21 protein-coding genes and 1 pseudogene are annotated in these 24282 nt (G+C 66.8%); 9 read left to right on the plus strand and 13 right to left on the minus strand.

Annotated features, from left to right (window positions below):
- The 3 genes from CLV01_RS23825 to CLV01_RS23835 all read right to left on the minus strand — a co-directional run bounded on the left by CLV01_RS23825 (position 1) and on the right by CLV01_RS23835 (position 2105).
- Positions 1–819: a DUF4198 domain-containing protein gene (locus CLV01_RS23825; protein ID WP_012206854.1), complete on the minus strand. Its 819-nt coding sequence runs from the start codon at positions 817–819 to the stop codon at positions 1–3.
- A 99-nt stretch (positions 820–918) separates the two neighbouring features.
- A complete protein-coding gene (locus tag CLV01_RS23830; RefSeq protein WP_034396360.1) occupies positions 919–1446 on the minus strand; it encodes a DUF2271 domain-containing protein in 528 nt (175 codons plus the stop codon).
- Positions 1447–1466: 20 nt separating this feature from the next.
- Positions 1467–2105 (minus strand): PepSY-associated TM helix domain-containing protein, encoded by a 639-nt coding sequence (locus CLV01_RS23835; protein WP_013801140.1) that lies wholly within the window; start codon positions 2103–2105, stop codon positions 1467–1469.
- 239 nt (positions 2106–2344) lie between these two features.
- Here CLV01_RS23835 and CLV01_RS23840 point away from each other — a divergent pair, with 239 nt between their 5' ends.
- The 6 genes and pseudogenes from CLV01_RS23840 (at position 2345) to CLV01_RS23865 (ending at position 8767) form a co-directional block, all read left to right on the plus strand.
- On the plus strand, positions 2345–2845 hold the full coding sequence (locus CLV01_RS23840) for a sigma-70 family RNA polymerase sigma factor (protein ID WP_230355034.1): 501 nt from the start codon (positions 2345–2347) through the stop codon (positions 2843–2845).
- The gene (locus CLV01_RS23845; RefSeq protein WP_099733054.1) at positions 2842–3885 is read left to right on the plus strand and encodes a FecR domain-containing protein; all 1044 of its coding nucleotides are present in this window, start codon (positions 2842–2844) and stop codon (positions 3883–3885) included. The genes CLV01_RS23840 and CLV01_RS23845 overlap by 4 nt, the downstream gene beginning before the upstream one ends.
- A gap of 126 nt (positions 3886–4011) precedes the next feature.
- Positions 4012–6534: a TonB-dependent siderophore receptor gene (locus CLV01_RS23850; protein WP_099733053.1), complete on the plus strand. Its 2523-nt coding sequence runs from the start codon at positions 4012–4014 to the stop codon at positions 6532–6534.
- Positions 6535–6690: 156 nt separating this feature from the next.
- Positions 6691–7779, plus strand: coding sequence for a Bug family tripartite tricarboxylate transporter substrate binding protein (locus tag CLV01_RS23855; protein ID WP_043819155.1), 1089 nt, complete (start codon positions 6691–6693; stop codon positions 7777–7779).
- 220 nt (positions 7780–7999) lie between these two features.
- Complete coding sequence (locus CLV01_RS23860) at positions 8000–8305, plus strand: winged helix-turn-helix transcriptional regulator (protein ID WP_012206858.1); 306 nt, start codon at positions 8000–8002, stop codon at positions 8303–8305.
- A gap of 109 nt (positions 8306–8414) precedes the next feature.
- Positions 8415–8767: pseudogene (locus CLV01_RS23865) on the plus strand (FKBP-type peptidyl-prolyl cis-trans isomerase).
- A gap of 116 nt (positions 8768–8883) precedes the next feature.
- Here the strand turns inward: CLV01_RS23865 and CLV01_RS23870 are convergent.
- From CLV01_RS23870 to ppsA, 4 genes are all read right to left on the minus strand, one after another.
- Complete coding sequence (locus CLV01_RS23870; RefSeq protein ID WP_099733052.1) at positions 8884–9408, minus strand: hypothetical protein; 525 nt, start codon at positions 9406–9408, stop codon at positions 8884–8886.
- 186 nt (positions 9409–9594) lie between these two features.
- Positions 9595–11685 (minus strand): VC_2705 family sodium/solute symporter, encoded by a 2091-nt coding sequence (locus CLV01_RS23875; RefSeq protein ID WP_034396370.1) that lies wholly within the window; start codon positions 11683–11685, stop codon positions 9595–9597.
- Positions 11678–12058, minus strand: coding sequence for a DUF4212 domain-containing protein (locus CLV01_RS23880; protein ID WP_099733051.1), 381 nt, complete (start codon positions 12056–12058; stop codon positions 11678–11680). The genes CLV01_RS23875 and CLV01_RS23880 overlap by 8 nt, the downstream gene beginning before the upstream one ends.
- Before the next feature lie 17 nt (positions 12059–12075).
- Positions 12076–14466 (minus strand): phosphoenolpyruvate synthase, encoded by a 2391-nt coding sequence (gene ppsA, locus CLV01_RS23885; RefSeq protein ID WP_012206863.1) that lies wholly within the window; start codon positions 14464–14466, stop codon positions 12076–12078.
- 209 nt (positions 14467–14675) lie between these two features.
- Here ppsA and ppsR point away from each other — a divergent pair, with 209 nt between their 5' ends.
- Positions 14676–15497: a posphoenolpyruvate synthetase regulatory kinase/phosphorylase PpsR gene (gene ppsR / locus CLV01_RS23890; protein WP_012206864.1), complete on the plus strand. Its 822-nt coding sequence runs from the start codon at positions 14676–14678 to the stop codon at positions 15495–15497.
- Positions 15498–15512: 15 nt separating this feature from the next.
- Here ppsR and CLV01_RS23895 read toward each other — a convergent pair whose 3' ends face one another.
- Positions 15513–16457: a LysR family transcriptional regulator gene (locus tag CLV01_RS23895; RefSeq protein ID WP_099733050.1), complete on the minus strand. Its 945-nt coding sequence runs from the start codon at positions 16455–16457 to the stop codon at positions 15513–15515.
- Positions 16458–16601: 144 nt separating this feature from the next.
- Between CLV01_RS23895 and CLV01_RS23900 the strand changes: the two genes are divergently transcribed.
- Positions 16602–16883, plus strand: a complete 282-nt coding sequence (locus CLV01_RS23900; protein ID WP_099733049.1) for a DUF2798 domain-containing protein — start codon at positions 16602–16604, stop codon at positions 16881–16883.
- A 48-nt stretch (positions 16884–16931) separates the two neighbouring features.
- Here the strand turns inward: CLV01_RS23900 and CLV01_RS23905 are convergent, their stop codons facing one another.
- The 5 genes from CLV01_RS23905 to ahpC all read right to left on the minus strand — a co-directional run bounded on the left by CLV01_RS23905 (position 16932) and on the right by ahpC (position 23395).
- Complete coding sequence (locus CLV01_RS23905; protein ID WP_099733048.1) at positions 16932–18056, minus strand: hemin-degrading factor; 1125 nt, start codon at positions 18054–18056, stop codon at positions 16932–16934.
- Entirely contained in the window at positions 18053–18424 is a 372-nt protein-coding gene (locus CLV01_RS23910) for a hypothetical protein (RefSeq protein WP_043783655.1), read from the minus strand. The genes CLV01_RS23905 and CLV01_RS23910 overlap by 4 nt, the downstream gene beginning before the upstream one ends.
- Positions 18425–18490: 66 nt before the next feature.
- The gene (locus CLV01_RS23915; RefSeq protein WP_099733047.1) at positions 18491–20770 is read right to left on the minus strand and encodes a TonB-dependent hemoglobin/transferrin/lactoferrin family receptor; all 2280 of its coding nucleotides are present in this window, start codon (positions 20768–20770) and stop codon (positions 18491–18493) included.
- Positions 20771–21171: 401 nt separating this feature from the next.
- Positions 21172–22728 (minus strand): alkyl hydroperoxide reductase subunit F, encoded by a 1557-nt coding sequence (gene ahpF / locus CLV01_RS23920; RefSeq protein WP_012206870.1) that lies wholly within the window; start codon positions 22726–22728, stop codon positions 21172–21174.
- Between the two features lie 103 nt (positions 22729–22831).
- On the minus strand, positions 22832–23395 hold the full coding sequence (gene ahpC, locus CLV01_RS23925) for an alkyl hydroperoxide reductase subunit C (protein WP_012206871.1): 564 nt from the start codon (positions 23393–23395) through the stop codon (positions 22832–22834).
- Positions 23396–23763: 368 nt separating this feature from the next.
- Here ahpC and bfr point away from each other — a divergent pair, with 368 nt between their 5' ends.
- Entirely contained in the window at positions 23764–24240 is a 477-nt protein-coding gene (gene bfr / locus CLV01_RS23930) for a bacterioferritin (RefSeq protein ID WP_016447611.1), read from the plus strand.
- Positions 24241–24282 lie beyond the last annotated feature (42 nt).

The raw sequence follows: 24282 nt of genomic DNA on the forward strand, positions 1-24282 counted from the left end.
TCAGGGCAGCACCTCGAACGTGCCCACGTAGGACAGGCGGCGCTCCTTGGCCTGGGGCAGCGATGTCTTGCTGTCCTGGGCATCGGCATCCACCCAGTACATGCCGGCGGTGGGCCAGGTCACGCTGAACTCGCCCTTGGCGTCGGTCGTGGCCTTGATCTCGCCCTTGTTGTCGCGGTAGCGCGTGGCGCCGGGCACCAGCACGACTTCCAGGTTGGCGGCGGGCTTGCCGTCCACATGGAAGGCGAAGGTGGCCTTCTCGCCCTTGACCAGGTCGTTGGGATGGGTCACGGGCACCAGCTCCAGCCCCTTGCCGGAAGGCTTGACGGCGCTGGGCTTGCCCACGGTCACGAAGGTCTCGATGCGGCCCACGGACTGGGTCACCTTCAGGTCCTGCGCGTCGGCGGGCACATCGGCGGCGAACTTCTCGGGCGAGCCGCGCCAGCGGCGGTTCTGGCCCGTGGCCTTGTCCTTCCAGGAGGCAAACAGGCCGTCGTTGACGATGGCCAGGCGGTAGGTGCCGCTTTGCTGCAGGTCCAGGTCGAACACGCTGCGCAGCTTGCCGCGATGGGCATTCTGCGGCGCGACGGCCGAGCCGTCCGGCGCCGAGACAACGAGGTTGTCCAGGCCCAGCGGCACGTGGTTGAAGAAGAACAGGTCGTTGGAGACAGCGGCATCCACCGTGATCCATTCGGCCTTGGACAGCACCGTGGTCGAGGGCAGCAGCCACAGGTTGTGGGCCTGCGCGGCCTGGAAGGCGCCGCAGGCAATGGCGAGGCTGGCAGCCAGACGGACGGCAAAGCGGGTCTTGGACTTCATGAAAAATCTCCTTGGTTCGTGGATGGGTCTGGCACGTGCAGCGATGGCGTCGTCCCCTCGTGAGGGGGAATGTGCACAGCGCCTCGGCGGCTTTCAATTTCAAGGCTTGAGCTCGACGCTGATCTCGCCCAGCTCGCTGCTGCCCTTGGCGCTCAGTTGCTCGGCCTTGGCCGCGGGCCACTTGAAGGGCACGGTGACCACTTCGCGGCCGCCGACTTCGCGCGCGGCCTCGACCACGAGCTTGTATTCACCGGGCGGCAGCTTGGCGAAGGGATTGGCGCCTTCGGTGAAGCTCAGCTGGTGCTTGCCCACGGGACGCGTGGGGCTGGTCACGCCATCGATCGGCAGGGTCAGGTCACGGCCCGTGCGGCGCCACCACTGGCGCATGTCCTTGAGCCACTTCGTGCCTTCGGCATTGCGCATCTTCACGTCGTACCAGACCGACAGCGTGGAGGCCACCGAAGCGTCGGCGCGCTCGATCCACACGGCCACGTAGGGGCGGTGGTATTCGGCGACATCCAGGCGCGGAATTTCCACGCCCACGTTCAGGCCGGCGGCAAAGACCGGGACCGCGCCCAGGCAGGCGCCAAGCGCCATGGTGTAGCGCAGAGAGAAGTGCGGATTCATTGGCAAGGCTCTTTCGGTTCTCAGTGGATCAACAGGAGGGCCAGCAGCATGGGAATCACCAGCCCCATGCCGACCATGGGCCAGGTGAAGGGGCGGTTGCCTGCATGCATCTTCAGGATGAACAGGCCCGTGACGGTGAACACCAGGCAGGCTGCGGCAAAGATGTCGATGAACCAGCTCCAGGCGGCGCCCGTGTTGCGGCCCTTGTGCAGGTCGTTCAGATAGGCGATCCAGCCCCGGTCGGTGCGCTCGTATTCGGCCTCGCCATCGGCCAGGGCAACGCGCACCCAGGCATCGCCGCCAGGGCGTGGCAGGGAGACATAGAGTTCGTCGGCCGTCCATTCGGCCTCGCGGCCCTCGGCCTCAAGGCCCCACTGGCCGCGCACCCAGTCCGCAAACGGCGCAGGCACGGGCGCCCGGTCGCGCGGCTGGCTGGCCTGCTGCTGGACCAACTGCACGCGCAGCGCATCGGGCAATGCCGCCTCGCCACGCACGATGCGCGGCTTGGACTCGATCTGCCCCGCATGGTTGAGCGTGAACCCCGTGACGGCGAACAGCAGCATGCCGATCAGGCACAGCGCGGAGCTGACCCAGTGCCACTCGTGCAGTGTCTTGAGCCAGTAGGAACGGCGCCGAGGGTCCGGTTTGGGGGATGTCATCGCAACAGAAAAAGGCGGCAGCGCCACGCGGCGTCAACCATCACGGATGGCGGGCACGGGAGCCCAGGAAAGGAAAGGCCCGGGGATTCTACCGCCCACAAATAAGAATTGATCGCATTTACACAAGCTTTACCGGCTTAATCGTGCGCCACGCCAAGGCGGTGCCAGCATCACCCAAAGTAAAATAAGAATGCTTATCACTTGCATCCCCCTCTTCACCCTTCGTGTCCTGTCCCGCCGTGACTCCCCACCAGGCCCTTGCCCATCTCTACCAGCAGCACCATGGCTGGCTGCGCACCTGGCTGCAGCGCCGGCTGGGCCATGCAGGCGATGCGGCAGATTTCGCACAGGACACCTACGTGCGCGTGATGGAGTCCCGCACCGAACTGTCCGAGATCCGGGAGCCCCGCGCCTTCCTCACCACGGTGGCCAAGCGCGTGATGGCCAACCACCTGCGCCGCCGAGAAATTGAACGTGCCTATCTGGACACGCTGGCGCTGCAGCCCGAGCCGCTGGCGCCCTCGCCCGAGGAACGCGCCATCGTGCTGGAGACGCTGTGCGAGCTGGACCGCCTGCTCGACGGCCTGCCGCCCAAGGTGCGCGCGGCCTTTCTGCACGCCCAGCTGGACGGCATGGCCTATGCCGAGATCGCGTTGCTGCTGCAGGTCTCGGTCAGCTCGGTCAAGCAGTACATGGCGCGCGCCATCCGGCATTGCTACTTCCCGGAACATGCGGCATGACACAGCGCTGCGCTGCCGGGCGCGTCCATGGCGCCGATGGCTCCACCCATAGTGCCGACCCCGCGCTGCCGCCTGACGTGGTCCACAGCGCCGTGGACTGGCTGGTGCAGCTGTGGTCAGGCGAGTGCACAGAGGAACAACGCGCGCAATGGCTGGACTGGCGCGCGGCCCATCCGCTGCATGAGCGGGCCTGGCAGCGCATCGAGGCCACGAATGCGCGGCTCAGGCTGCCCGACGCACGCCCGGACAGCGGTCCCCTCAATGGCCCCCTTGCCACGGCCACGCTGGCGCGCAGCCTCAAGACCGCCCAGTCACGCCGCCGCCTGCTGGCCAGCGTCGCTGGCCTGGCCGGCGCAAGTGCTGCGGCATGGACTGCGCATGAGCGCCTGCCCTGGCAGGCCTGGAATGCCGATGTCAGCACCGCCAAGGGCGAGCGGCGCTCCCTGCAGTTGCCCGATGGCACGCAGCTGCTGCTCAACACCGAGACGTCCGTGGACCTTGCCTTCGACGACCAGCTGCGCCGCGTGCTGCTGTTGCGCGGCGAGCTGATGGTCACCACCGCCCATGACACGGCCCAGCCCGCGCGCCCCTTTGTGGTGGACACGCCCGCGGGCAGGCTGCGCGCCCTGGGCACGCGTTTCACGGTGCGCCATGACATGGAGACTGCGGATACGCGCGTGGCCGTTTTCGAGGGTGCGGTCGAGGCCCGCAGCCGCACGGGCGAGTTGCTGCGTGTCGACAGCGGCGAAGCCGCAAGGCTCAGTGCCACGCAGGCGCTGCCGGCCGGCGCGGCCGGCGAGGGGCCGGGCTGGGACGAAGGCGTGCTCGTGGCCTCGGACATGCGCCTGGACCGCTTCATCGACGAACTGCGCCGCTACCGACCCGGGCTGATCACGCTGGCACCCGAGGTGGCCGGATTGCGCCTGTCGGGCGTCTTCCCGCTCGCCGATACGGACCGCATCCTGCAGTCCCTGGTACAGGTGCTGCCCGTGCGCATCCATGTGCCGGTGCGCTACTGGGTGCGCATAGGTCCGGCATGAAGAAAAGGCGGCGGGACAATCCGGCCGGGTGACATCGGTCTGTACCTTTTCCCATCTCGCGTGACAAGCAGGGGAGAGGCGCTTTGCGGCGCCATGTTTCCTCCCTGATCCAAAGACCGCACCAACATGTCCGACCTCCATCACCAGCGCCGCCTCGCTACCGCGGCGGCACGCGTCCTCCGCCGCGCGCAGCCTGCGCCCGTGTTCCACCTGTCCGCGTTGACCCTGGCCCTGGCCGCCGCACTGGCCAGCCTGTCCGCCCTGCCCTTGCCCGCGAATGCCCAGGCCCAGGCCCAGGCCCAGACAGGTACCGAGCGCACCCAGGCCTACGACATTCCGGCAGGACCGCTGGAGGCCGCGCTCACGCGCTTCGCCAAGGCCTCGGGAGTGCTGCTGGCCTATACGCCTGAGCTGGTGCGCGATCTGCAAAGCCCGGGCCTGCAGGGCAGCCATGCGCCGGCCGAGGCGCTGACCCGCCTGCTGGCGGGCTCGGGCCTGGCGGCCGCGACCTCAGGCAACGGCGGCTATACGCTGCGCCGCTCGCAGGCATCGCCTGCGTCCTCGACAGCGCCTGCCGCATCAGCCGTGGGCGCCACCACGCTGGGCGAGGTGCACGTCACCGCCAAGGCCGAGGTCGGCAGCGCCACGGAAGGCACGGGCGCCTACACCGCGACCGGACCCAGCAGCACGGCCACGAGCCTGGGCCTGTCGCTGCGCGAGACGCCGCAGTCGGTGAGCGTGATGACGCGCCAGCGCATGGACGACTTCAAGCTGGAGACGCTGGCCGACGTGCTGGAGCAGACGCCCGGCGTGGCCGTGGTCCGCCAAAGCGAGATGACCACCTTCAACGTGCGCGGCTCCAGCGTCAACCTGCAGACCGATGGCAGCCGCCAGCTCACCAATGGCTGGGGCTGGAACACGCACATCATGTACTCGCTGGACGATCTGGCCGAGATCGACCGCGTTGAAGTGCTCAAGGGCTCGTCGGGCCTGATCAATGGCGACGGCGCCTACGGAGCCACGGTCAACCTGATCCGCAAGCGCCCCACGCGCGACTTCCAGGCCAGCGCAATGGCCAGCGCGGGCAGCTGGGGCACCTACCGTGCCGATGCCGACATTGCCGGCCCGCTGAACCAGGAAGGCAGCCTGCGCGGCCGCCTGGTGGCCTCGCGCAAGAGCGGCGACAGCTTCCGCGACCACCAGCACAGCAACAGCTCCATGCTGTACGGCACGCTGGAATACGACCTCACCCCCGACACCCTGCTGAGCGCCGGCATCACCTACCGCCAGCGCGAGCTGCGCGGCTCGGGCGGCACCACGCCCATCCAGGGCTACACGGGCACCGGCCAGTTCGTCGGCTGGATGCCGCGCTCGCTGAACATCGCCGCGCCCTGGTCGGGCTACGAGCAGGAGTCGCTCAACAGCTTCGCGCGCCTGGAGCACCGCTTTGCCAGCGGCTGGAAGGCCAAGCTGCAGATGTCGCATGAAGAGGTGAAGACGCCCGACATGCAGATCGGCCTGCTGCGCTACGCCCTGCCCAGCTCGGCCCAGTTCGCGGCCTACAAGGACATCGAGTCCCGCAACCAGAACATCAGCATCGACGTGCAGGGCCCGTTCACGCTGTTCGGCCGCCAGCATGAGTTGCTGGTGGGCGCGGGCGCCGCACGCAACCGCACCACGCTGCTGCGCGGCGCGCGCCCCGGCCTGGACCTGCCGCAGGTGGATTTCAGCCAGGGCGGCGCAGCCATCCCGGCGCCAGCGGACAACATCCCCTATTCCAACGACCTGTTCAGCAACAAGCGCAGCTATCTCTACAGCGCGGCGCGCTTCAATCTGGCCGATCCGCTGAAGCTGATCGCCGGCCTGCGCGTGACCAACTACGACCAGAAGGATGTGACCGACATCAGCTGGTACAACTACAACATGCGCGAGCACGGCGTGGTCACGCCCTATGCGGGCCTGGTGTATGACGTCAGCCCGAACATCTCGCTGTATGGCAGCTACGCCAGCATCTTCAAGGCGCAAAGCGCCAAGGATCTGCAGGAACGCACCCTGCCGCCCGAGGAGGGCCTGACCTACGAGATCGGCGCCAAGGGCGAATTCTTCGACAAGCGGTTGAACGCCAGCGTCGCCCATTTCTGGATGCGCACCGACAACACGGCCGTGGAAGACGGGCTCATGCCCAATGGCGAAACGGCCTACCGCGCGGTCCAGGGCGCGCGCAGGCGCGGCTTCGAACTGGAACTGTCCGGCGAGCTGGCCAAGGGCTGGCAGGCCCAGGGCAGCTACGTGACCATCAACAGCAATCTGGACAACGCCGCCACCAGCCCGCGCCACCAGTTCAAGCTGGGCACCACCTACCGCTTCGCGCAGGGCGCGCTGTCCGGCCTGACCGTGGGCGGCGCCGCGCGCTGGCAAAGCGCCATCTCCACCAGCCGCGGCGCCGCCACGCTGCGCCAGGACGCCTACTGGGTGATGGACCTGATGGCGCGCTACCAGATCAACCGCCATCTCAGCATCGCGGCCAACGTCAACAACCTGTTCGACAAGCACTACTTCTCTGGCGTGACCAACTTCAATGCCCAGGGCCTGTACTACACCTGGGGTGCGCCGCGCAGCGTCAACGTGAGCATGCGTTACGACTTCTGAGCGCTGAGGGACCGCACCGGCCCAGGGACCCCAGAGCCGCGCGGGCCGGACTGCGCTGTACTGTGTTGTGTCAAGCAGCTGACGCACATGCTTACATAATCTGCTTTTCTGATTCATTTGCGCCCACAATGGCGCGCGAACCCGATTGGAGACTGCATGCGCCTTCCGAGCTTTTCGCAAACCGCCGCCAACGCCGCCCATACCGCCGCCCATACCGCCGATGGAACGCGCCAGAACCGCCGCCAGATGCTGGCCCAGGGCGCTGCCCTGGCCATGCTGTGCTCTCCTCTGGCCCATGCCGCACCGCCAGCGGCAGCACCTGCAGCCCATGCGCCACGGGCTGCCGGCAGCGCCCAGCGCGTGGCGACCAGCCTGCGCATCGTCATTCCGGCCAATGCCGGCGGCGGCTGGGACCAGACCGGCCGCGCGCTGGGCGCGGCCCTTGTGGCCAGCGGCGCGGCAGAGCGCGTGGAGTACGAAAACGTGGGCGGCAAGGGAGGCACCATCGGCCTGGCCCAGTTTGCCGAGCGCCATGGCAAGGACCCCGACGCCTTGCTGATCGGCGGCATGGTGATGGTCGGCGCGGTGGCACTGCAAAAGCCGGCCGTCAACATGTCGCATGTGCAGCCGATTGCCCGCCTGACCAGCGACTACCTGGTCGTGGCCGTACCGGCCGACTCCCCCATCCGCAATGCCAAGGACCTGGTGGCCGCGCTGCGCAGCGACCTGGCCCACCAGTCGTTTGCGGGTGGCTCGGCCGGTGGCGTGGACCACATGTTCGCCGGCCTGCTCACGCGCGCGGCCAAGGCGGCGCCCGAGCAACTGGTCTACAAGCCCTTTCCAGGCGGCGCCCAGGTGGTGGAGGCCTTGCTCAAGGGCGATGCGCGCATGGGCGTGTCCGGCTACAGCGAGTTCAGCGAGGCGCTGGCCAGCGGCAAGCTGCGCGCCATCGGCGTGTCCTCGCGCCGCAGCCTGTTCGGCCTGCCCTCGTTCCGCGAGCAGGGGCTGGATGCGGACATGGCCAACTGGCGCGCCGTCTTCACTGGCAAGCAGGTCAGCGCCGCACGTGCCCAGGCCCTGCTGGGCGCCGTGGAGCAGGCCACGCAGCACGAGAGCTGGCAACGCGCCCTGCGCCAGAACCGCTGGGAGCCTTCCTGGCAGGCGGGCCGCGATTTCAACGGCTTTCTGGAGCTGGAGCACACCACGGCCAGCGTGATGACCTATCTGCTCAAACTCAAGAGCTGAGAAACCGCCGCGCAGCGGGCAGGCCACGTGGCGGGCCTGCAACACTGGCTTGGTCATACGCGTATTCCTCTAGCGTGGGGCATTGCCGCTGTGGGTTTTGAGCTACCAAACTTGTAGCAGAATGGATCCAGAGCTATAGTTCCCCGGGACTTGGCTCGGCGCGCGTCCCACCCGGACGCACCCGCCGGCTCACCCACACCATTGCGCAAGGAGAAGCGTCATGAGCTCCAAGGAAAACGCCGCCATCAACCAGCTGTTCGAGAAACTCGAATGCCGCTACGCGTTGCGCGTGCTGTGGGCGCTGCGGGACGGCCATCCTCAGACCTTTCGACTGCTGCAAGACAGCGTGGGCGGCATCACGCCCAACACGCTGAACACCCGCATCAAGGAGCTGCGCGAGTGCGGGCTGCTGGAGCATGGCTCCGACGGCTACACCGTGACGCTGGCCGGCCAGGACCTGCTCAAGCGCCTGTCCGATGTGCAGGCCTTTGCCAACCGCTGGGTAGCCGCGCGCGCCAAGAAGTGATGTCAGGCCGGGCGCGGAACCAGGCGCCACGGCCTCTTCCCGCGCAGGGCCACCGGCCCGCCGGGTCGTCTCCTTTCCCCCTACCGTTTCTCTCTCAAGGAATACCACCATGGCTTTCACCACCACCGCATCCGGCCTGCAGTATGAAGACACCGTCGTGGGCGACGGCGCCGAAGCCCAGCGCGGCCGCAGCGTGACCGTGCACTACACGGGCTGGCTCTACAACAACGGCGTGCAGGGCGCCAAATTCGACTCCAGCAAGGACCGCAACGATCCCTTCGTCTTCCCCCTGGGCGGCGGCATGGTGATCAAGGGCTGGGACGAAGGCGTGCAAGGCATGAAGGTGGGCGGCCAGCGCACCCTGATCATCCCGGCCGAGCTGGGCTATGGCGCCCGCGGCGCCGGCGGCGTGATCCCCCCAACGCCACGCTGAAGTTCGACGTGGAGCTGCTGGCCGTCTGAGCCTGCACCCACGGGTTCATGCAAGGGCAAGGTGCGAAGGCGCCTTGCCCTTTTTCATTGCCGGGCCATCCAAGATGAAAAGCGCACCCTCGGCGAGCGTGGGGGCCATTCCTCATTCAAGGTGCCTTGCCGAACAGCGCCTCGTGCAGCGGCAGGTAGCTGGCAGGACTGGCCGCCTCGCGCAGGCGCGGCGCCAGCGCCACCAGCTGGTCGTAGCCCATGGCCGCTTCCACGGCAAGGTTGAGCCGGAACCCCTTCAGACCCAGGTTGGCCGTGATGGCCACGGCCAGCGGATAGGCGTTGCGATAGCGCACGGCCAGCGATGGCTCGGACTGCGCGGGGGCATCGCCAGCCGAATCCGTGGAAGAAGCCGCTGCAGCAGGCGCGGCAGGGACCGAAGGCACCGCAACGGCCACCACGCCCAGCCGGGGCTCGGCCGCGTCGCGCGGTGCCAGCCATTCGCGCTCCACCAGCGCCAGGATCTCGTCCTGCGTCACGCCCATGCCGGCAACGGCCTGCAGCACCTGCGCCAAGCTGCGCTGCCCGTCAAACAGCAAAAAGGCCGAGCGCAACCGGGGCGAGAGATCGGCATGGCGTTCCTTGAATGCCTGTTGGCCGGCGGACGTTTTCACAAAATACATGGCGGACGGGATTCTCTGCAAGGGATCGGATCGGACACGGCTCGCAGCGTGTCATGAGCCTCCGGCTCCCAAAAGCGGGTTTTCCAGCACGCACGGGCTTCAGTGGGGCCGGCAATGATCCAGATCTGCCAAAAGCGCAAAAACGGGGCAGAAAATGGCCATCCTCCCGCCCGGCGGCCTCTGCCGTCAGGACGCTTTTGCGGGCACGGAACGCGCCGGTGCCCGGCGGCGCGGGTCCAGGCAGCTGACCAGCCAGGTCACCAGCAGGCCGGCCGGCACGCCGAAGACGCCCGATGAAATCGGCTGTATGCCCCACCACAGGCGCGCGTGCAGTGCTTCGGGCAGCACGGGCTGCAGTGCCGGCACATGCGAGACCATGTAGTACAGCGTGACGCCCAGCCCGGCCAGCATGCCGGCCACGGCGCCCCGGCGCGTGGTGCCACGCCAGAAGATGCCCAGCACCATGGCCGGAACGAAAGCCGAGGCCGCCAGCGAGAACGATGCCGTGACCATGGGCAGGATGTCCGAGGAACGGCGCGAGGCCACGAAGGCGGCCGACAGCGCCATCACCAGCAGCGCGAACTTGGACAGGATCACGCGCTGCTCGGGCGAGGCGCGGCGGCGGCGCTCGCGAAAGTACAGGTCGCGCACCAGCGCGTTGCTGATGGTCAGCAGCAGTCCATCGGCCGTGGACAGCGCCGCAGCCAGGCCGCCGGCCGCCACTAGGCCGGAGACCACGTAGGGCATGCCGCCCAGCTCGGGCGTGGCCAGCATGATGAGGTCGGCGCCCATGCGGATCTCGCCGAACTGCAGCACGCCGTCGCCGTTGACATCCTCCACGGCCAGCAAGGAGGCATCCACCCGGGCCCACTGCGCCATCCAGTTGGGCAGCTCGTCAAAGCGGATGCCCACGAGGTTGTTCATGACCTCGAACTTGACCAGCACAGCCAGTGCCGGCGCGCTCATGTACAGCACGCCGATGAAGAACAGCGTCCAGCCCACCGAGGCCCGCGCCCCCGACACCGAGGGCGCCGTGTAGTAGCGCGTGAGCAGGTGCGGCAGGCCGGCCGTGCCGGCCATGAGGCAGAACATCAGCGCCAGGAAGTTGCGCCGGCTGTCCTCGTAGATCTGCTGCTCCTGGGGCGATCCGTCGGGGTTGCCGGCGAATGGCAGGCTGTGCAGCGGGATGCCGCCCAGCGGCTTCTCGCGCTCGCGCATTTCCTGCAGCTGGCGTGTCCACAGCGCGCGCGCGGCCGCTTCGTCACGCGGCATGGCGGCCAGTTCGCGGCTGGCGGCCATGATGGCGCCGATATCGCCACTGCGCGTGCGCAGATCGCGTATGCGCTCGGCCAGCGCCTGGCGCTCGGCGGCCAGAACGCGCGGCACGTCCTTGAGCTTGTCCTCCAGCACCTCGGCGCGCAGGCGGTAGGCGGCGATCACCTCCTGCTCGGCCGGCGAGTCCAGCAGGCGCTGCTCCATCTCCGCAATCTGGCTGAGCTGGGCCGTATAGGCCAGCGGCGCCACGGGATTGCCCATCTGCCGGTAGGCCAGCCAGGACACGGGGATCAGAAAGGCCAGCAGGATCACCACGTACTGCGCGACCTGGGTCCAGGTGATGGCGCGCATGCCGCCCAGGAAGGAGCACAGCAGCACGCCGCCCAGGCCCAGCATGATGCCGATCTCGAACTGCACGCCCGTCAGCCGCGAGGCGATCAGCCCCACGCCGTAGATCTGCGCCACCACATAGGTGAACGAGCAGATCACGGCCGCCAGCGCCGCGATCACACGCGGCCAGCGCCCGCCGTAGCGCTGCTGGAAGAAATCGGGAATGGTGTAGAGCTTCATCGCCCGCAGGTGCGGCGCGATCAGCATGGCAACCAGGCAAAAGCCGCCCGTCCAGCCCAGCAGGTAGGCCAGTCCACCGGCCTGGCCCGGCACGCCGGCAAAGCCCTGCAAGTACAGCGCCCCCGACAGGCTGATGAACGAGGCCGCGCTGACCCAGTCCGCCGCAGCCGCCATGCCGTTGTAGAAGGGCGGAATGCGCCGGCCCGCGACGTAGTACTCCTCGGGGTCGCTGGTGCGCAGGTACACGCCGATGGCCGCATAGACCATGACGGTGAAGAACAGGAAGATGGGGCCTATCCAGTGGCGGGACAGGCCTTGCTGCTCGGCCCAGAACATGAGGGCCAGAAAACCCAGCACGCCCAGCGTGTACAGGGCCACGATGCGGTGCAGCCGCCAGTGGGAGGCCGCCGTCAGCGGTGCGCGCTCAGCCATGGCCGGGAGGCGATGGCGGTGCGGACGGTTGCGTATCGGCCGATAGGGATGCGGGAGCCGGTGCCGTCGCAAAAGCGGCCCGGGCCTCGCGGCGCTCGAAATGGTCCATGGACAGACAATAGACGATGACGATGGCCAGGAACATCAGGACTGCCCCCTGGGCCGCGAACCAGTAGGCCAGCGGCCAGTCCGGCATCAGCGCCTGCAGGTCGCGCGCGTAGTAGCAGGCGCCAAACGAGACGGCCACCCAGACCGCGAACAGCACGGCCTTGAGCCACAGATGGCGGATGTCGTGCAGGTCGGGGGCAAAGGTCTCGCCTTCGGACGGTCCCCCGACCGCGTCGTCATGCAAGTGCGCTTTCGGCGTATGCATGGCGACGCTGCCAGCCCTTACTGCGCCAGGCGCTGCCAGGTGGCGACCACGCTGTCGGGATTCAGCGAGATGGAGGCAATGCCTTCGTCAGCCAGCCATTGGGCGAAGTCCGGGTGGTCCGAAGGGCCCTGGCCGCAGATGCCCACGTACTTGCCCTGGTCCAGGCAGGCCTTGATGGCGCGCGACAGCATCTTGCGCACGGCCGGGTCGCGCTCGTCGAAGTCGGCAGCCAGCAGCTCCAGGCCGGAGTCGCGGTCCAGGCCCAGCGTCAGCTGGGTCAGGTCGTTGGAGCCGATGGAGAAGCCGTCGAAGAACTCGAGGAACTCGTCGGCCAGGATGGCGTTGGAGGGCACCTCGCACATCATGATGAGCTTGAGTTCGTTGTCGCCGCGCTTGAGGCCGTTGGCCGCCAGCAGCTGGGTGACGCGCTCGGCCTGCTTGAGCGTGCGCACGAAGGGAATCATGATCTGCACGTTGGTCAGGCCCATGTCCTCGCGCACGCGGCGCAGTGCCTCGCACTCCATGCGGAAGGCCTCGCCGAAGTCCTCGGAGATGTAGCGCGCGGCGCCACGGAAGCCCAGCATGGGGTTCTCTTCCTCGGGCTCGTAGCGGCTGCCGCCGATGAGCTTTCGGTACTCGTTGGACTTGAAGTCCGACATGCGCACGATGACGGGCTTGGGCCAGAAGGCGGCGGCAATCGTGGCCACGCCTTCGGCAACCTTGTCCACATAGAAGGCCCGCGGCGAGGCATGGCCGCGGGCCACGGACTCGACGGCCTTCTTGAGGTCGGCATCGACGGCGGGGTAGTCCAGGATGGCCTTGGGGTGCACGCCGATGTTGTTGTTGATGATGAACTCCAGGCGGGCCAGGCCCACGCCCTCGTTGGGCAGCTGGGCGAAGTCGAAGGCCAGCTGGGGGTTGCCCACGTTCATCATGATCTTGGTCTTGATGGCTGGCATCTCGCCACGCTGCACTTCGGTGATCTCGGTCTCGATCAGGCCGTCGTAGATCTTGCCGGTATCGCCTTCGGCGCAGCTGACGGTGACCAGGGTGCCGTCCTTGAGCAGGTCGGTGGCATTGCCGCAGCCGACCACGGCCGGAATGCCCAGTTCGCGCGCGATGATGGCCGCGTGGCAGGTACGGCCGCCACGGTTGGTGACGATGGCCGAGGCGCGCTTCATCACCGGCTCCCAGTTGGGATCGGTCATGTCGGTCACCAGCACGTCGCCGGGCTGGACCTGGTCCATGTTGGCGATGTCATTGACCAGGCGCACGGGGCCCGTGCCGATCTTCTGGCCAATGGCGCGGCCTTCGGCCAGCACATTGCCCGTGCCCTTGAGGGCGTAGCGCTGTTCGGCCTGGCCCTTGGCCTGGCTCTTCACGGTCTCGGGGCGGGCCTGCAGGATGTAGAGCTGGCCGTCCGTGCCGTCCTTGCCCCACTCGATGTCCATGGGGCGGCCATAGTGCTGCTCGATGACCAGGGCATAGTGGGCCAGCTGCTGCACGTCCTCGTCGGACAGCGAGTAGCGGTTGCGCAGCTCATGGGCGACGTCGGTGGTCTTGACCAGCTTGCCGCTGGCGGCCTTTTCCTCGGGCGAGGCAAAGACCATCTGGATCAGCTTGGAGCCCAGGTTGCGGCGGATCAGGGCCTTCTTGCCGGCCTTGAGCATGGGCTTGTGCACATAGAACTCGTCAGGATTGACGGCGCCCTGCACCACGGTCTCGCCCAGGCCGTAGCTGGAGGTGATGAAGACGACTTCCTCGAAGCCCGATTCGGTGTCGATGGTGAACATCACGCCGGCCGCGCCCAGGTCGGAGCGCACCATGCGCTGCACGCCGGCCGACAGGGCCACCACGTCGTGGGCAAAGCCCTTGTGCACGCGGTAGGAGATGGCGCGGTCGTTGTACAGCGAGGCGAACACTTCCTTCATCTTGTGCAGCACCGACTCGATGCCCACCACGTTCAGGAAGGTTTCCTGCTGGCCGGCAAACGAAGCGTCGGGCAGGTCTTCGGCCGTGGCCGAGGAGCGCACGGCGAACGAGGCTGCCTCGTTGCCGCCCTGCAGGCGCACGAATTCCTCGCGGATGGCCTGCTCCAGATCGGCCGGGAAGGGCTGGTTCTCGACCAGGGCACGGATTTCGGCACCGACCTGGGCCAGGGCGCGGACGTCTTCCACGTCCAGGGCGGCCAGCTTGGCACTGATCTTGTCGGCCAGGCCGTCGTGGGCCAGGAACTGGCGGAAGGCGTGGGCCGTGGTGGCAAAGCCCGTGGGAACGCGCACGCCCTGCGGCAGCTGCGAGATCATTTCGCCGAGCGAGGCGTTCTTGCCGCCTACGGACTCGACATCGGTCATCCTCAGTTGTTCAAACGGAACGACGAGGGCGGTGGCCTCGAACAGTTGAGACATGGGAAAGCTCCAGAAGTTGAAAACCGTCGTGCGCCGCCCCGGCTGCCAAAGCCGGGCACGGTCGATCCATCCACGCAGGCATGCGCGAGGCTTTGCTGTTCTGGTTGGAGGCCGGCAGCGAGCATGGATGGGAAATTGGGAATAATGGGCGCCATTGTAGGCGTTTGCCGTGAACCGACGGCAGCCCCCCTGTCCAGAGTCCGACCACCATGCACACCCACACCATCTTCGTCATCTCCGATGGCACTGGCATTACAGCCGAGACCTTCGGCACGGCCATCATGGCCCAGTTCGACACCAAGTCGCGTCTGGTCCGCATCCCCTTCGTGGACACCATGGACAAGGTGCACCAGGCCGTGCGCCAGATCAACCATGTGGCCGAGTCGGAAAGCCACAAGCCCATCGTCTTCACCACCCTGGTCAACCAGGACATGCTCGACCTGATCGAGAGCCAGTGCAAGGGCAAGGTGTTCGACATGTTCGGCACCTTCGTGCGGCCGCTGGAGCTGGAGCTGGGCCAGAAATCGCTGCATCGCGTGGGCCGCTTCGCCGACATCAGCGAGAGCAAGGAATACCTGGAGCGCATGGAGGCCATCAACTACACGCTGGCCCATGACGACGGCCAGACCCACCAGGACCTGACGGGCGCCGACGTGATCCTGGTCGGCGTCTCGCGCAGCGGCAAGACCCCCACCAGCCTGTACCTGGCCATGCAGTTCGGCCTCAAGGTGGCCAACTACCCGCTGATCCCCGAGGATTTCGAGCGCAAGCAGCTGCCGCCCGCCCTGGTGCCCTCGCGCAAGAAGCTGTTCGGCCTGACCATCGATCCGCAGCGCCTGTCCAGCATCCGCAACGAACGCCGGCCCGACTCCAAGTACGCCAGCCTCGTCAATTGCCGCTACGAGGTGGCCGAGGCCGAATCCATGATGCGCCGCAGCGGCATACCGTGGCTGTCGAGCACGACCAAGTCCATCGAGGAAATCGCCACCACCATCCTGCAGGAGGTGCTGCCCCAGCACCTGGGGCACTAGCCTCCCCTGCGCTGCTCAGGCCGGGACGTTCCAGCGCAGCATGGGCTGCCGCGGCAGCGTGTCGACCAGGTAGTCCACCAGGGCCCGCACCTTGGTCGGCACGTACTGGCGGTCTCGAAAGCAGGCGAAGAAATCCAGCGTGGTGTCCTCGAAATGCAGCTGCCCCTTGCGGGCCGGGCCCAGGGCCAGCGGCTGCAGCAGTCCTTCGCGCATGTAGCGGTGGGCAATGAAGCTGCCGATCCAGACAATGCCGCCCCCGGCCACGGCCATCTCGGTCAGGGCATCCACGTCGCTGGCGATGGCGGTCACGCGCAGCTGCGGGTCCACACGCTTGCCGTCGCGTGAAAACGGCCAGCGCATGAAGCGGCCATCGGCCTCGCGCCGGTACAGCAGGCAGGCATGGTCCAGCAGATCCTGGGCCGTCCGTGGCCTGCCATGGGCCTGCAGATAGGCCGGTGATGCACACAGCACGCGCGGCACGGCCGCCAGCTGGCGCACGGCCATGCCGGGCTCCAGCACATCGCGGTAACGCACGCTGATGTCCACGTCTTCCTTGAGCACATCCACCTGCCGGTCCACCACCAGCAACTCCAGCTCCAGCCGGGGATGCTGCGCGGCAAAGGCCGGCAGCAGCGGCGCCAGCACATGGCGGCCAAAGGCTGCCATGCAGGCGATGCGCAGCCGGCCCTGCAACTCGCCGTGCAGCTGGGACAGGTCGGACTGCGCCTTTTCCAGCTCCTGCAGCACGGGGCCCACGCGCGCCAGATAGCGCTCGCCCGCCTCGGTCAACGCCATGGATCGCGTGGTGCGCGTGATCAGCCGCGTGCCCAGCTCGCGCTCCAGCCGGGCGATGTTCTGGCTGGCCGCCGCCGGAGAAATGCCCAGCTGGCGCGCAGCCGAGGCAATGGAGCCGCCTTCCAGGGCTTTGACGAAGGTCTCGATGGAGCGCAGATTAGGCACAAAAAACTATGGATGAAAAATGGATTCATCAATATAGCTTACGAGTGCACCAAGCTGCAGCCCTCTACACGGCAGCACGGGCCTTGCCTACAGTCCTGCACTTGCCGCGCCGAATCGACAAGCGGTCTGACCGGATACGCCTTCATGCCCGATACCTCTGCCTCCATCGCTCCCGCAACCCCTGCAGCCCCCCGCAGCCGCAAGCTGCACCGCCGCTTCGCACCCATCGTCTTTGCCTTCTACATGTCGGCAATCATGGCGTTTCTGATGTGCTGCGCCATCGTCGGCGCCAACAGCGGCCTGGGCGCCGACTACCTGCAGCGCGTGATACAGGCCTATGTGCTGGCCATGCCCGTGGCCTTTGTCTGCGTGATGGTGGTGCGTCCGCTGGTGGGCAGGCTGGTGGCCGCCACCGTGCATCTCTGACGCGGCCCGTCGCATGGCCGGATCTTTGTTTTCAGGGCCTGGGTGCGTTCAGGCCAGCGCCTGCGCTGCCAGGCGCGGCAGGCCTGCCACCAGTTCGCGCCAACCCGGCAGCTCGGCCCGGCCCGGCTTGCGCTCGCCAAAGAACATGGCCATCAGGTCGCCCTGGGCATCGAAGGCCTCGACCGAGGTGACCACGCCATCGGCCGTGGGCTTTTGCACGGCCCAGACGCTGGCGATCAGGTCGCAGCGCAGATGCAGGTTGAAATCCGAGTCCATCACATTGATCCACTGTGCGCCGCCGGGCGTGTCCATGGGCTGGATGTTGTGCACGGGGCCGGTGTGGATCTGTATGCAGCCGCCGCTGTCCACGAAGACCATGATGGGCAGGCCGTCCACGGCCGCATCGCCCAGCAACTGGGCCACGGACTCGGGCGCCAGCCGCGCGCAGTGGCCGGGCACCAGGCGGAAGGCCTGCTGGCGCTCGGCGCCGAACCGGCGCAGCAGATTGAAGAATTCATGCGTGTCCTGCATGGCGGCCCAGGCAGTGCTCAGGCCGGGCACGTCGATGGCCTCGTCGGCCTGCGGCAGCGCACGTGGGCGGGCATGGCGGAACAGGTAACCAGCGCTGGGCTCGGCGAAACGCTGCACCAGCGCCTCCCACGCCTGCAGGTCGGTGGACTCGCGCGCATGGACCTTGTGCACGGCACGGCCCTGCGCATTGAAGAACTGCAGGCTGCGCATGGCCGGCCTGCCGGCCTGGGCAGGCTGCTCGGTCACGGCATAGCCGGCATGCCATTGGGCAAAGAACATTCGCAGGTCGATGTCGCGGCCCAGGGCAAGGCCCACGCCGCCGTTGGCCGAAAGCTTCTGGTAGACCCCGGTCTTTTCGTGGACCGTGGACTCGTTGCGCGTCAGCGCCATCACGGGGCCGCAGTCCTGCAAGCCCTTCAGGATGGCCAGCCATTCGGCGCGCAGCGGCACGGCCTGGAGGCTGCCCTCATGCTGGCCCGCATGCGCGGCAATGGCGGCGCCTTCCGGCAGGCCCAGGGAATCGGCGGCCTCCTTGGCGCGCAGGCCACCCTGGCGCGCCCGCGCAAAGCGTTGGCGGACTGCGGGAGCATCGACGGGAATCAGGAGCCCGCCCTCCTCGGCATCGTGGACGGCGCTGCTCATTGCAGGGTGTCCAGCGGTGCGTGCCAGAGCGCATGGGGCACCGGCTGGGCTGCATGGACTCCGGGCAGAGACACTCCGGCCTCAGACACGGCGCGGTGCGAGCGCGACGGCGCGCCCGCATCGGCCACTGCCTGCCAGCGTTGCTGCAGCCGCCCCAGCAGCGCGCGCATGTCATGGGACAAGCCGCCCGCGCAGGCCAGGTTTTCGAGCTGCTCGGCCACCCGGGCGGCCATGGCCGGCCTATGGGTGTCGCAGCAGCCGTGGCCGAAGCCGGTCATCAGGGCCAGCGTGGCAGCCAGCGCGGCCTCGTTCTCGGGCAGCAGGTATTCCTCGTCCTGGGCAAGGCTCTCACTCTTGGATGGATGCATGGGGTTCTCCTTGCGTTTCAGTTGGCAGCGTTGCACATGCATGCGCCCGCGCCACAGGCGCATGCTTCAGAAATCCTTGACCATCGACACCCGCACATGGCGGCCGGGCTGGCTGTAGGCGTCGGCAATCGCCGTGCTGGCAGCCAGGCCGCGCACATCGGCCCAGCGCCAGTACTTCTTGTCGGTCAGGTTGTAGATGCCGGCGTTCAGGCGCAGGTCGGGGCGTATGCGCCACTGGGCGCTCAGGTCGGCCACGGTGGCCGAGGGGCTGAGCCAGGCGGCGCTGCCGTTGGACACGTCGCCGGGCTTCTTGCCGCTCCAGTGCGAGACGTTGAACTGCACGCCCACGGCAGAGCGCTCATAGCGCACGCCCAGCACCAGTTGCTGGGGCGAGATGGTGTCCAGCGGCTTGTCGGACTGCGTGTCCTTGCCGTCGGTATAGCCATAGGCCAGGCGCGTCTGCCAGTCGCCGCCGGCCCAGCGGCCCCAGTCGTAATCGGCCTTGAGTTCGAAGCCGCTGATGCGGGCGCGGCCCACGTTGATGGACTGGTAGATGGCGGGGTTGGCCGTGTTGCCGGGCTGGCCCGCAACCAACTGCTGGTCGACGATGAAGTCCTTGTAGCGCCCCGTGAACACGGCGGCGTCCAGGCGCAGCCTGTCCATGCGCCCGCGCAGGCCCAGCTCGAAGGTCTGGCTCTTTTCAGGCCGCAGATTCGGGTTGGGAATGTTCCGGTAGAACGCCACCGGGTTCTCGAAGAAAGCGTTGATCTGGCCGGCATTGGGCGCCCGGAAGCCCGCCGCATAGTTGCCATAGACGGACCAGACCGGACTGGCCTGCAGCATCACGCCCAGCTTGGGCGAGAGCGCGGAGTCGGAGTTGCTGACCACGGTGGGCACAAAGCCGTTCTGCCGGGGCTTGATGCTGTAGTGCTCGGCGCGCAGGCCCGGGGTCACGCTCCAGGGGCCGTTGTGCAACTCGGCCTGGGCGAACAGGGCGGTGGCGCTTTCGGTGGTGTCGGGGAAGCGCTTGAGCGGGAAGCTCTCGCCCACGGGCGGCGTGATGCCGTTTTGCGCGTTGACCACCTTGTTGCGGAGGTAGTCCAGCCCGTAGGTGAACTTGCCGCTGGCCGAAGAACTCCAGCGCAGCAGGCGGCTGGCCTGGGCGTGCAGCTGGATCGCGTCCTCGTCATAGGTCACGTCGCGCTCGCGGTAGGGCAGGCCGATGCGCGTCTCGGTGACGAATTCGCGCGCGTCGGACTTCTGGTAGCTGGCCATCAGCTGCAGTTCGTCGGCCAGCGCCGTGCCCAGTTGCTGCCACTGGCCCTGCCAGCTGGCCCGCCAGCGCTTCATGTCGGTACGCGAGTCGGAATTGGCCACGGTGGCCGAACGCGCGGACAGCAGGGCGTAGTCGGCGCGCTTGTCCACGTTCTCGAAGGTGAAGACATGCTTTTGCACGGCACTGGGCGTGAAGACCAGGCGGCCCATCAGCGATTCGCTGCGGTCTTTCTCGGGATTGGGCGTGGTGCGCGCCGCGCCCGTCACGTTGTTCGTGCCCATGTTCTCCAGCGCGTGCGAGCGGCCCAGGCCCGCCGACAGCAGCCATGCCCATTCGGGGCTGGCACGGCCCGCCACGGTGGCGCCCAGCTTGCGGCCGTTGTCCGAGCCGTCGTAGCCGGCAGCCACGCGGCCGGCGATGCGCTTGTCCTTGCCCAGCAGATCGTCCGGCTGCACGGTCACGAAGTTGACCAGGCCGCCCATGCCGTCCGAGCCATAGAGCGCCGGCGTGGAGCCGCGCAGGATTTCCACGCGCTGCACCAGGCCCAGGTCCAGGTAGTCGCGGCCGAAGCTGTTGGCGCTGAAGCTGTAGCTGCGCGGCAGGCGCACGCCATCGACCAGCATGAGCACGCGGTTGCCGTCCAGGCCACGGATGTTGAAACCGCTGTTCTGATCGCGCCCGGCCGGAGAGGTCGCCAGCGAGAAGCGGGCCGGGGCACGCGGCACCTCGACATTGGGCAGGAGGTTGACCATCTCGCGGATGTCGCTGGCCTGCTCGCGTTCCATGCGGCCGGCGTCGATCACGTCGATGCTCATGGGCAGGGTGTCAGGGTCCTGCACCTCGCGCGAGGCGCTGATCACCATCTCCTTGAGGGCCGGGGCACGGGTCCGTACCCCGGACGCGGCCTGCGCCAGCAATTGCGTGTCGGCATCCCCGGCATTTGCAACGTTTGCGGCGGCCTGCCCCGGATCCTGGGCCAGGGCAGCGGAGGCGCACAGCAGCGCGCAGGCGGCGGCCAGGGGATGGCGCGCCCGCCGGGCGCTTGATTGCATTGCGAAGTCGTAAGCCATTGCGAAGCCCTCTCTCTCTGATCAACATGGATGTGCGAGAGCTGGCTTCTGCTTGCAGCGGCTGGCGGGTGGCCCGCCAGCCGTTGGCGCGTCATGTGCTGGCTGGATGAAGAAAAATTATATGCGAATAGTTCTCATTTATTGGTTTGATCTGGCGCATGGTCCCCGGAACAATCCCTGCTGGCGCCGAGTGCCACCAGGCAGCTATCTGCGCGACACCCACAGCGACAAGGCCCGCGCCTGAAGACGCGGGCATGAAAAACAGCCCCCGCCCTCCCCTTGCTGCGCCAGGCCTTCTGCCCCTGGTCGGGCGATGAAAAAAGGGCCCGGATGCCATGGCATCCGGGCCCTTTCTCCGCCTGCTCCGCGCCATGGCGGAGCAGCAACTGGTCAATGGCTGGTCAGTGGCGGATCAGGTGGTCGAAGGCCGACAGCGCAGCCGTGGAGCCGGCACCGGCAGCGATGATGATCTGCTTGTACGGCACGTTGGTGCAGTCACCTGCGCCGAACACGCCGGGCACGCTGGTGTGGCCCTTGGCGTCGATCACGATCTCGCCGAAGCGTGTCAGCTCCACCGTGCCCTTGAGCCAGTCGGTGTTGGGCAGCAGGCCGATCTGCACGAAGATGCCTTCCAGCGCCACGGTCTTGACCTCTTCCGTCGTGCGGTCCTTGTAGGTCAGGCCGGTGACCTTCTTGCCATCGCCGTTGACCTCGGTGGTCTGGGCGTTGAGGATGACCGTGACGTTGGGCAGGCTGCGCAGCTTCTTTTGCAGCACGGCGTCGGCCTTGAGCTCGCTGGCGAACTCCAGCAGCGTCACGCTGCGCACGATGCCGGCCAGGTCGATGGCCGCTTCCACGCCCGAGTTGCCGCCGCCGATGACGGCCACATTCTTGCCCTTGAACAAGGGACCGTCGCAGTGCGGGCAGTAGGTCACGCCCTTGGTGCGGTACTTGTCCTCGCCCGGCACGTTCATGTTGCGCCAGCGCGCGCCGGTCGAGAGGATGACGGTCTTGGCCTTGAGGCTGGCGCCCGAGGCGGTCTGCACCTCGATCAGCCCGCCTTCCGTGGCAGCCGGAATCAGTTTGGACGCCGTCTGCAGGTTCATGATGTCCACCTCGTAGTCGCGCACATGGCGCTCCATGGCGGCGGCCAGTTGCGGGCCTTCGGTCTTGGAGACCGAGATGAAGTTCTCGATGTCCACGGTGTCCAGCACCTGGCCACCGAAGCGCTCGGCGGCGATGCCGGTGCGGATGCCCTTGCGTGCCGCATAGATGGCAGCCGCCGCGCCGGCCGGGCCGCCGCCGACGATCAGCACGTCGAAGGCATCCTTGGCGGAAATCTTGGCCGCTTCACGCGAAGCGGCACCGGTATCGACCTTGGCCACGATCTCGGCCAGCTCCATGCGGCCCTGGCCGAAGCGCTCGCCGTTCACAAAGACGGTGGGCACGCCCATGACTTCGCGCTGCTCGACTTCCTTCTGGAACAGCCCGCCGTCGATGGCGGTATGGCTGATCTTGGGATTGAGCACGGACATCAGGTTCAGCGCCTGCACCACGTCGGGACAGTTGTGGCAGGACAGCGAGTAATAGGTCTCGAAGTGCAGCGGCACGTCGATATTGCGCACCTGCTCCAGCAGCTCGGCCGATTCCTTGGACGGATGGCCGCCGACCTGCAGCAGGGCCAGCACCAGCGAGGTGAATTCATGGCCCAGGGGGACGCCTGCGAAACGCACGCCGCTGTCCACGCCTGGATTGGTGATCAGGAACGAGGGCTTGCGCACCTCGGCGTCGTTGTGCTCGACGACGGTGATCTTGTCGCTCAGCTCGCGGATTTCCAGCAGCAGTTCCTTCAGCTCGCGCGCACCCTGGCTGTCATCCAGCGAAGCCACCAGCTCCACCGGACGCTGCAGGCGCTCCAGGTAGGCCTGCAATTGGGCTTTCAGGTTGTTGTCAAGCATGTCGGACTCCTAGGGAAATACGAATTTTCGGAAAAAAAAGCCCGGGCGCCAGGCACCCGGGCGTCTTCAACAGTTCAACTGTGAACAGGAAGCGGTGTACCGCTTAGATCTTGCCGACCAGGTCGAGCGAAGGAGCCAGGGTCTTGTCGCCTTCTTCCCACTTGGCGGGGCAGACTTCACCGGGGTGGTTGCGGACGTACTGGGCAGCCTTGACCTTGCGCAGCAGATCGACGGCGTTGCGGCCAATGCCTTCGGCGGTGATTTCCACAGCCTGGATCACGCCATCGGGATCGACGATGAAGGTGCCGCGGTCAGCCAGGCCCTGGCCGGGACGCAGGACTTCGAAGTTGTTGCTGATTTCCCAGGTGGGGTCGCCCAGCATCGTGTACTTGATCTTGCGGATGGTGTCCGACGTGTCGTGCCATGCCTTGTGCACGAAGTGGGTGTCGGTGGACACGGAGAAGACTTCCACGCCCAGCTTTTGCAGTTCGTCGTAATGGTCGGCCACGTCGCCCAGTTCGGTGGGGCACACGAAGGTGAAGTCAGCGGGGTAGAAGAAGAACACGGCCCACTTGCCCAGGACGTCCTTTTCGGTCACTTCGATGAACTTGCCATTCTTGAAGGCCTGCGTCTTGAAGGGCTTGATTTGGGTGTTGATCACGGACATTGCTGTTTCCTTTGTGGTTGGTGAGTGAACACAGGACGAAGTCTAGGCCCAGGCAATCGATTGATCCAATGAATTGATTGAATTCATCCGATTGCCAAAAACTATGTGAACATCCTTGCTCTCCAGGCCTGCGGGCTTGACCAGCCCGCCACCGGCCTGAAGAGGCTATTTTGGGCCGAAATATGACAAGGCAATGCAGCAACCCCGCAGCCGCGTCGGCAGCCGGCCCGCAAACGAGAACGCGCCTCATAAGCAGCCAATGCGCGATAACAGGGGTTTGCTTGATCTGACGCAGAAACCCTAGACAATCCACCCCTATAGCGGCCGGCGATCGGCGCGGTCCCCCACGTACAACAAAGGAGTTCCCCATGCAAGGCGACGCACAAGTCATCACCTGGCTGCAAGCCCAGCTCAAGAACGAGCTGACGGCCATCAACCAGTACTTCCTGCACTACCGCATGTACAAGCACTGGGGCTTCGACAAGCTGGCCAAGAAGGAATACAAGGAGTCCATCGGCGAGATGAAGCACGCCGACTGGCTCATGGACCGCATCTTCGTGCTCGACGGCCTGCCCAACCTGCAGGACCTGGGCAAGCTGCAAGTCGGCGAGGACGTGCCCGAAGCCCTGGCTTGCGACCTGAGCAGCGAGAAAACCGCGCAGCAGACCATCAAGGATGGCATCGCCCACTGCGAAAGCGTGCGCGACTATGTCTCGCGCGACCTGCTGCAAAAGATCCTGGACGATACCGAGGAGCACATCGACTACCTCGAAACCCAGCTGGACCTGATCGACAAGGTCGGCATCCAGAACTACCTGCAGTCGCAGATGGACGAAGAGTCCTGAGCATCGGACTCAGGGGCGGCGGCACAGGCCGCACCCCGCACT

Source organism: Delftia sp. 60 (genome assembly GCF_002754395.1).
Lineage (GTDB): Bacteria > Pseudomonadota > Gammaproteobacteria > Burkholderiales > Burkholderiaceae_C > Comamonas > Comamonas acidovorans.

Coding starts and splice junctions, on each gene's coding strand:
- CLV01_RS23825 (WP_012206854.1), bottom strand. CDS start 819: ATGAAGTCCAAGACCCGCTTTGCCGTCCGTCTGGCTGCCAGCCTCGCC.
- CLV01_RS23830 (WP_034396360.1), bottom strand. CDS start 1,446: ATGAATCCGCACTTCTCTCTGCGCTACACCATGGCGCTTGGCGCCTGC.
- CLV01_RS23835 (WP_013801140.1), bottom strand. CDS start 2,105: ATGACATCCCCCAAACCGGACCCTCGGCGCCGTTCCTACTGGCTCAAG.
- CLV01_RS23845 (WP_099733054.1), top strand. CDS start 2,842: ATGACACAGCGCTGCGCTGCCGGGCGCGTCCATGGCGCCGATGGCTCC.
- CLV01_RS23850 (WP_099733053.1), top strand. CDS start 4,012: ATGTCCGACCTCCATCACCAGCGCCGCCTCGCTACCGCGGCGGCACGC.
- CLV01_RS23855 (WP_043819155.1), top strand. CDS start 6,691: ATGCGCCTTCCGAGCTTTTCGCAAACCGCCGCCAACGCCGCCCATACC.
- CLV01_RS23860 (WP_012206858.1), top strand. CDS start 8,000: ATGAGCTCCAAGGAAAACGCCGCCATCAACCAGCTGTTCGAGAAACTC.
- CLV01_RS23870 (WP_099733052.1), bottom strand. CDS start 9,408: ATGTATTTTGTGAAAACGTCCGCCGGCCAACAGGCATTCAAGGAACGC.
- CLV01_RS23875 (WP_034396370.1), bottom strand. CDS start 11,685: ATGGCTGAGCGCGCACCGCTGACGGCGGCCTCCCACTGGCGGCTGCAC.
- CLV01_RS23880 (WP_099733051.1), bottom strand. CDS start 12,058: ATGCATACGCCGAAAGCGCACTTGCATGACGACGCGGTCGGGGGACCG.
- ppsA (WP_012206863.1), bottom strand. CDS start 14,466: ATGTCTCAACTGTTCGAGGCCACCGCCCTCGTCGTTCCGTTTGAACAA.
- ppsR (WP_012206864.1), top strand. CDS start 14,676: ATGCACACCCACACCATCTTCGTCATCTCCGATGGCACTGGCATTACA.
- CLV01_RS23900 (WP_099733049.1), top strand. CDS start 16,602: ATGCCCGATACCTCTGCCTCCATCGCTCCCGCAACCCCTGCAGCCCCC.
- CLV01_RS23905 (WP_099733048.1), bottom strand. CDS start 18,056: ATGAGCAGCGCCGTCCACGATGCCGAGGAGGGCGGGCTCCTGATTCCC.
- CLV01_RS23910 (WP_043783655.1), bottom strand. CDS start 18,424: ATGCATCCATCCAAGAGTGAGAGCCTTGCCCAGGACGAGGAATACCTG.
- CLV01_RS23915 (WP_099733047.1), bottom strand. CDS start 20,770: ATGGCTTACGACTTCGCAATGCAATCAAGCGCCCGGCGGGCGCGCCAT.
- ahpF (WP_012206870.1), bottom strand. CDS start 22,728: ATGCTTGACAACAACCTGAAAGCCCAATTGCAGGCCTACCTGGAGCGC.
- ahpC (WP_012206871.1), bottom strand. CDS start 23,395: ATGTCCGTGATCAACACCCAAATCAAGCCCTTCAAGACGCAGGCCTTC.
- bfr (WP_016447611.1), top strand. CDS start 23,764: ATGCAAGGCGACGCACAAGTCATCACCTGGCTGCAAGCCCAGCTCAAG.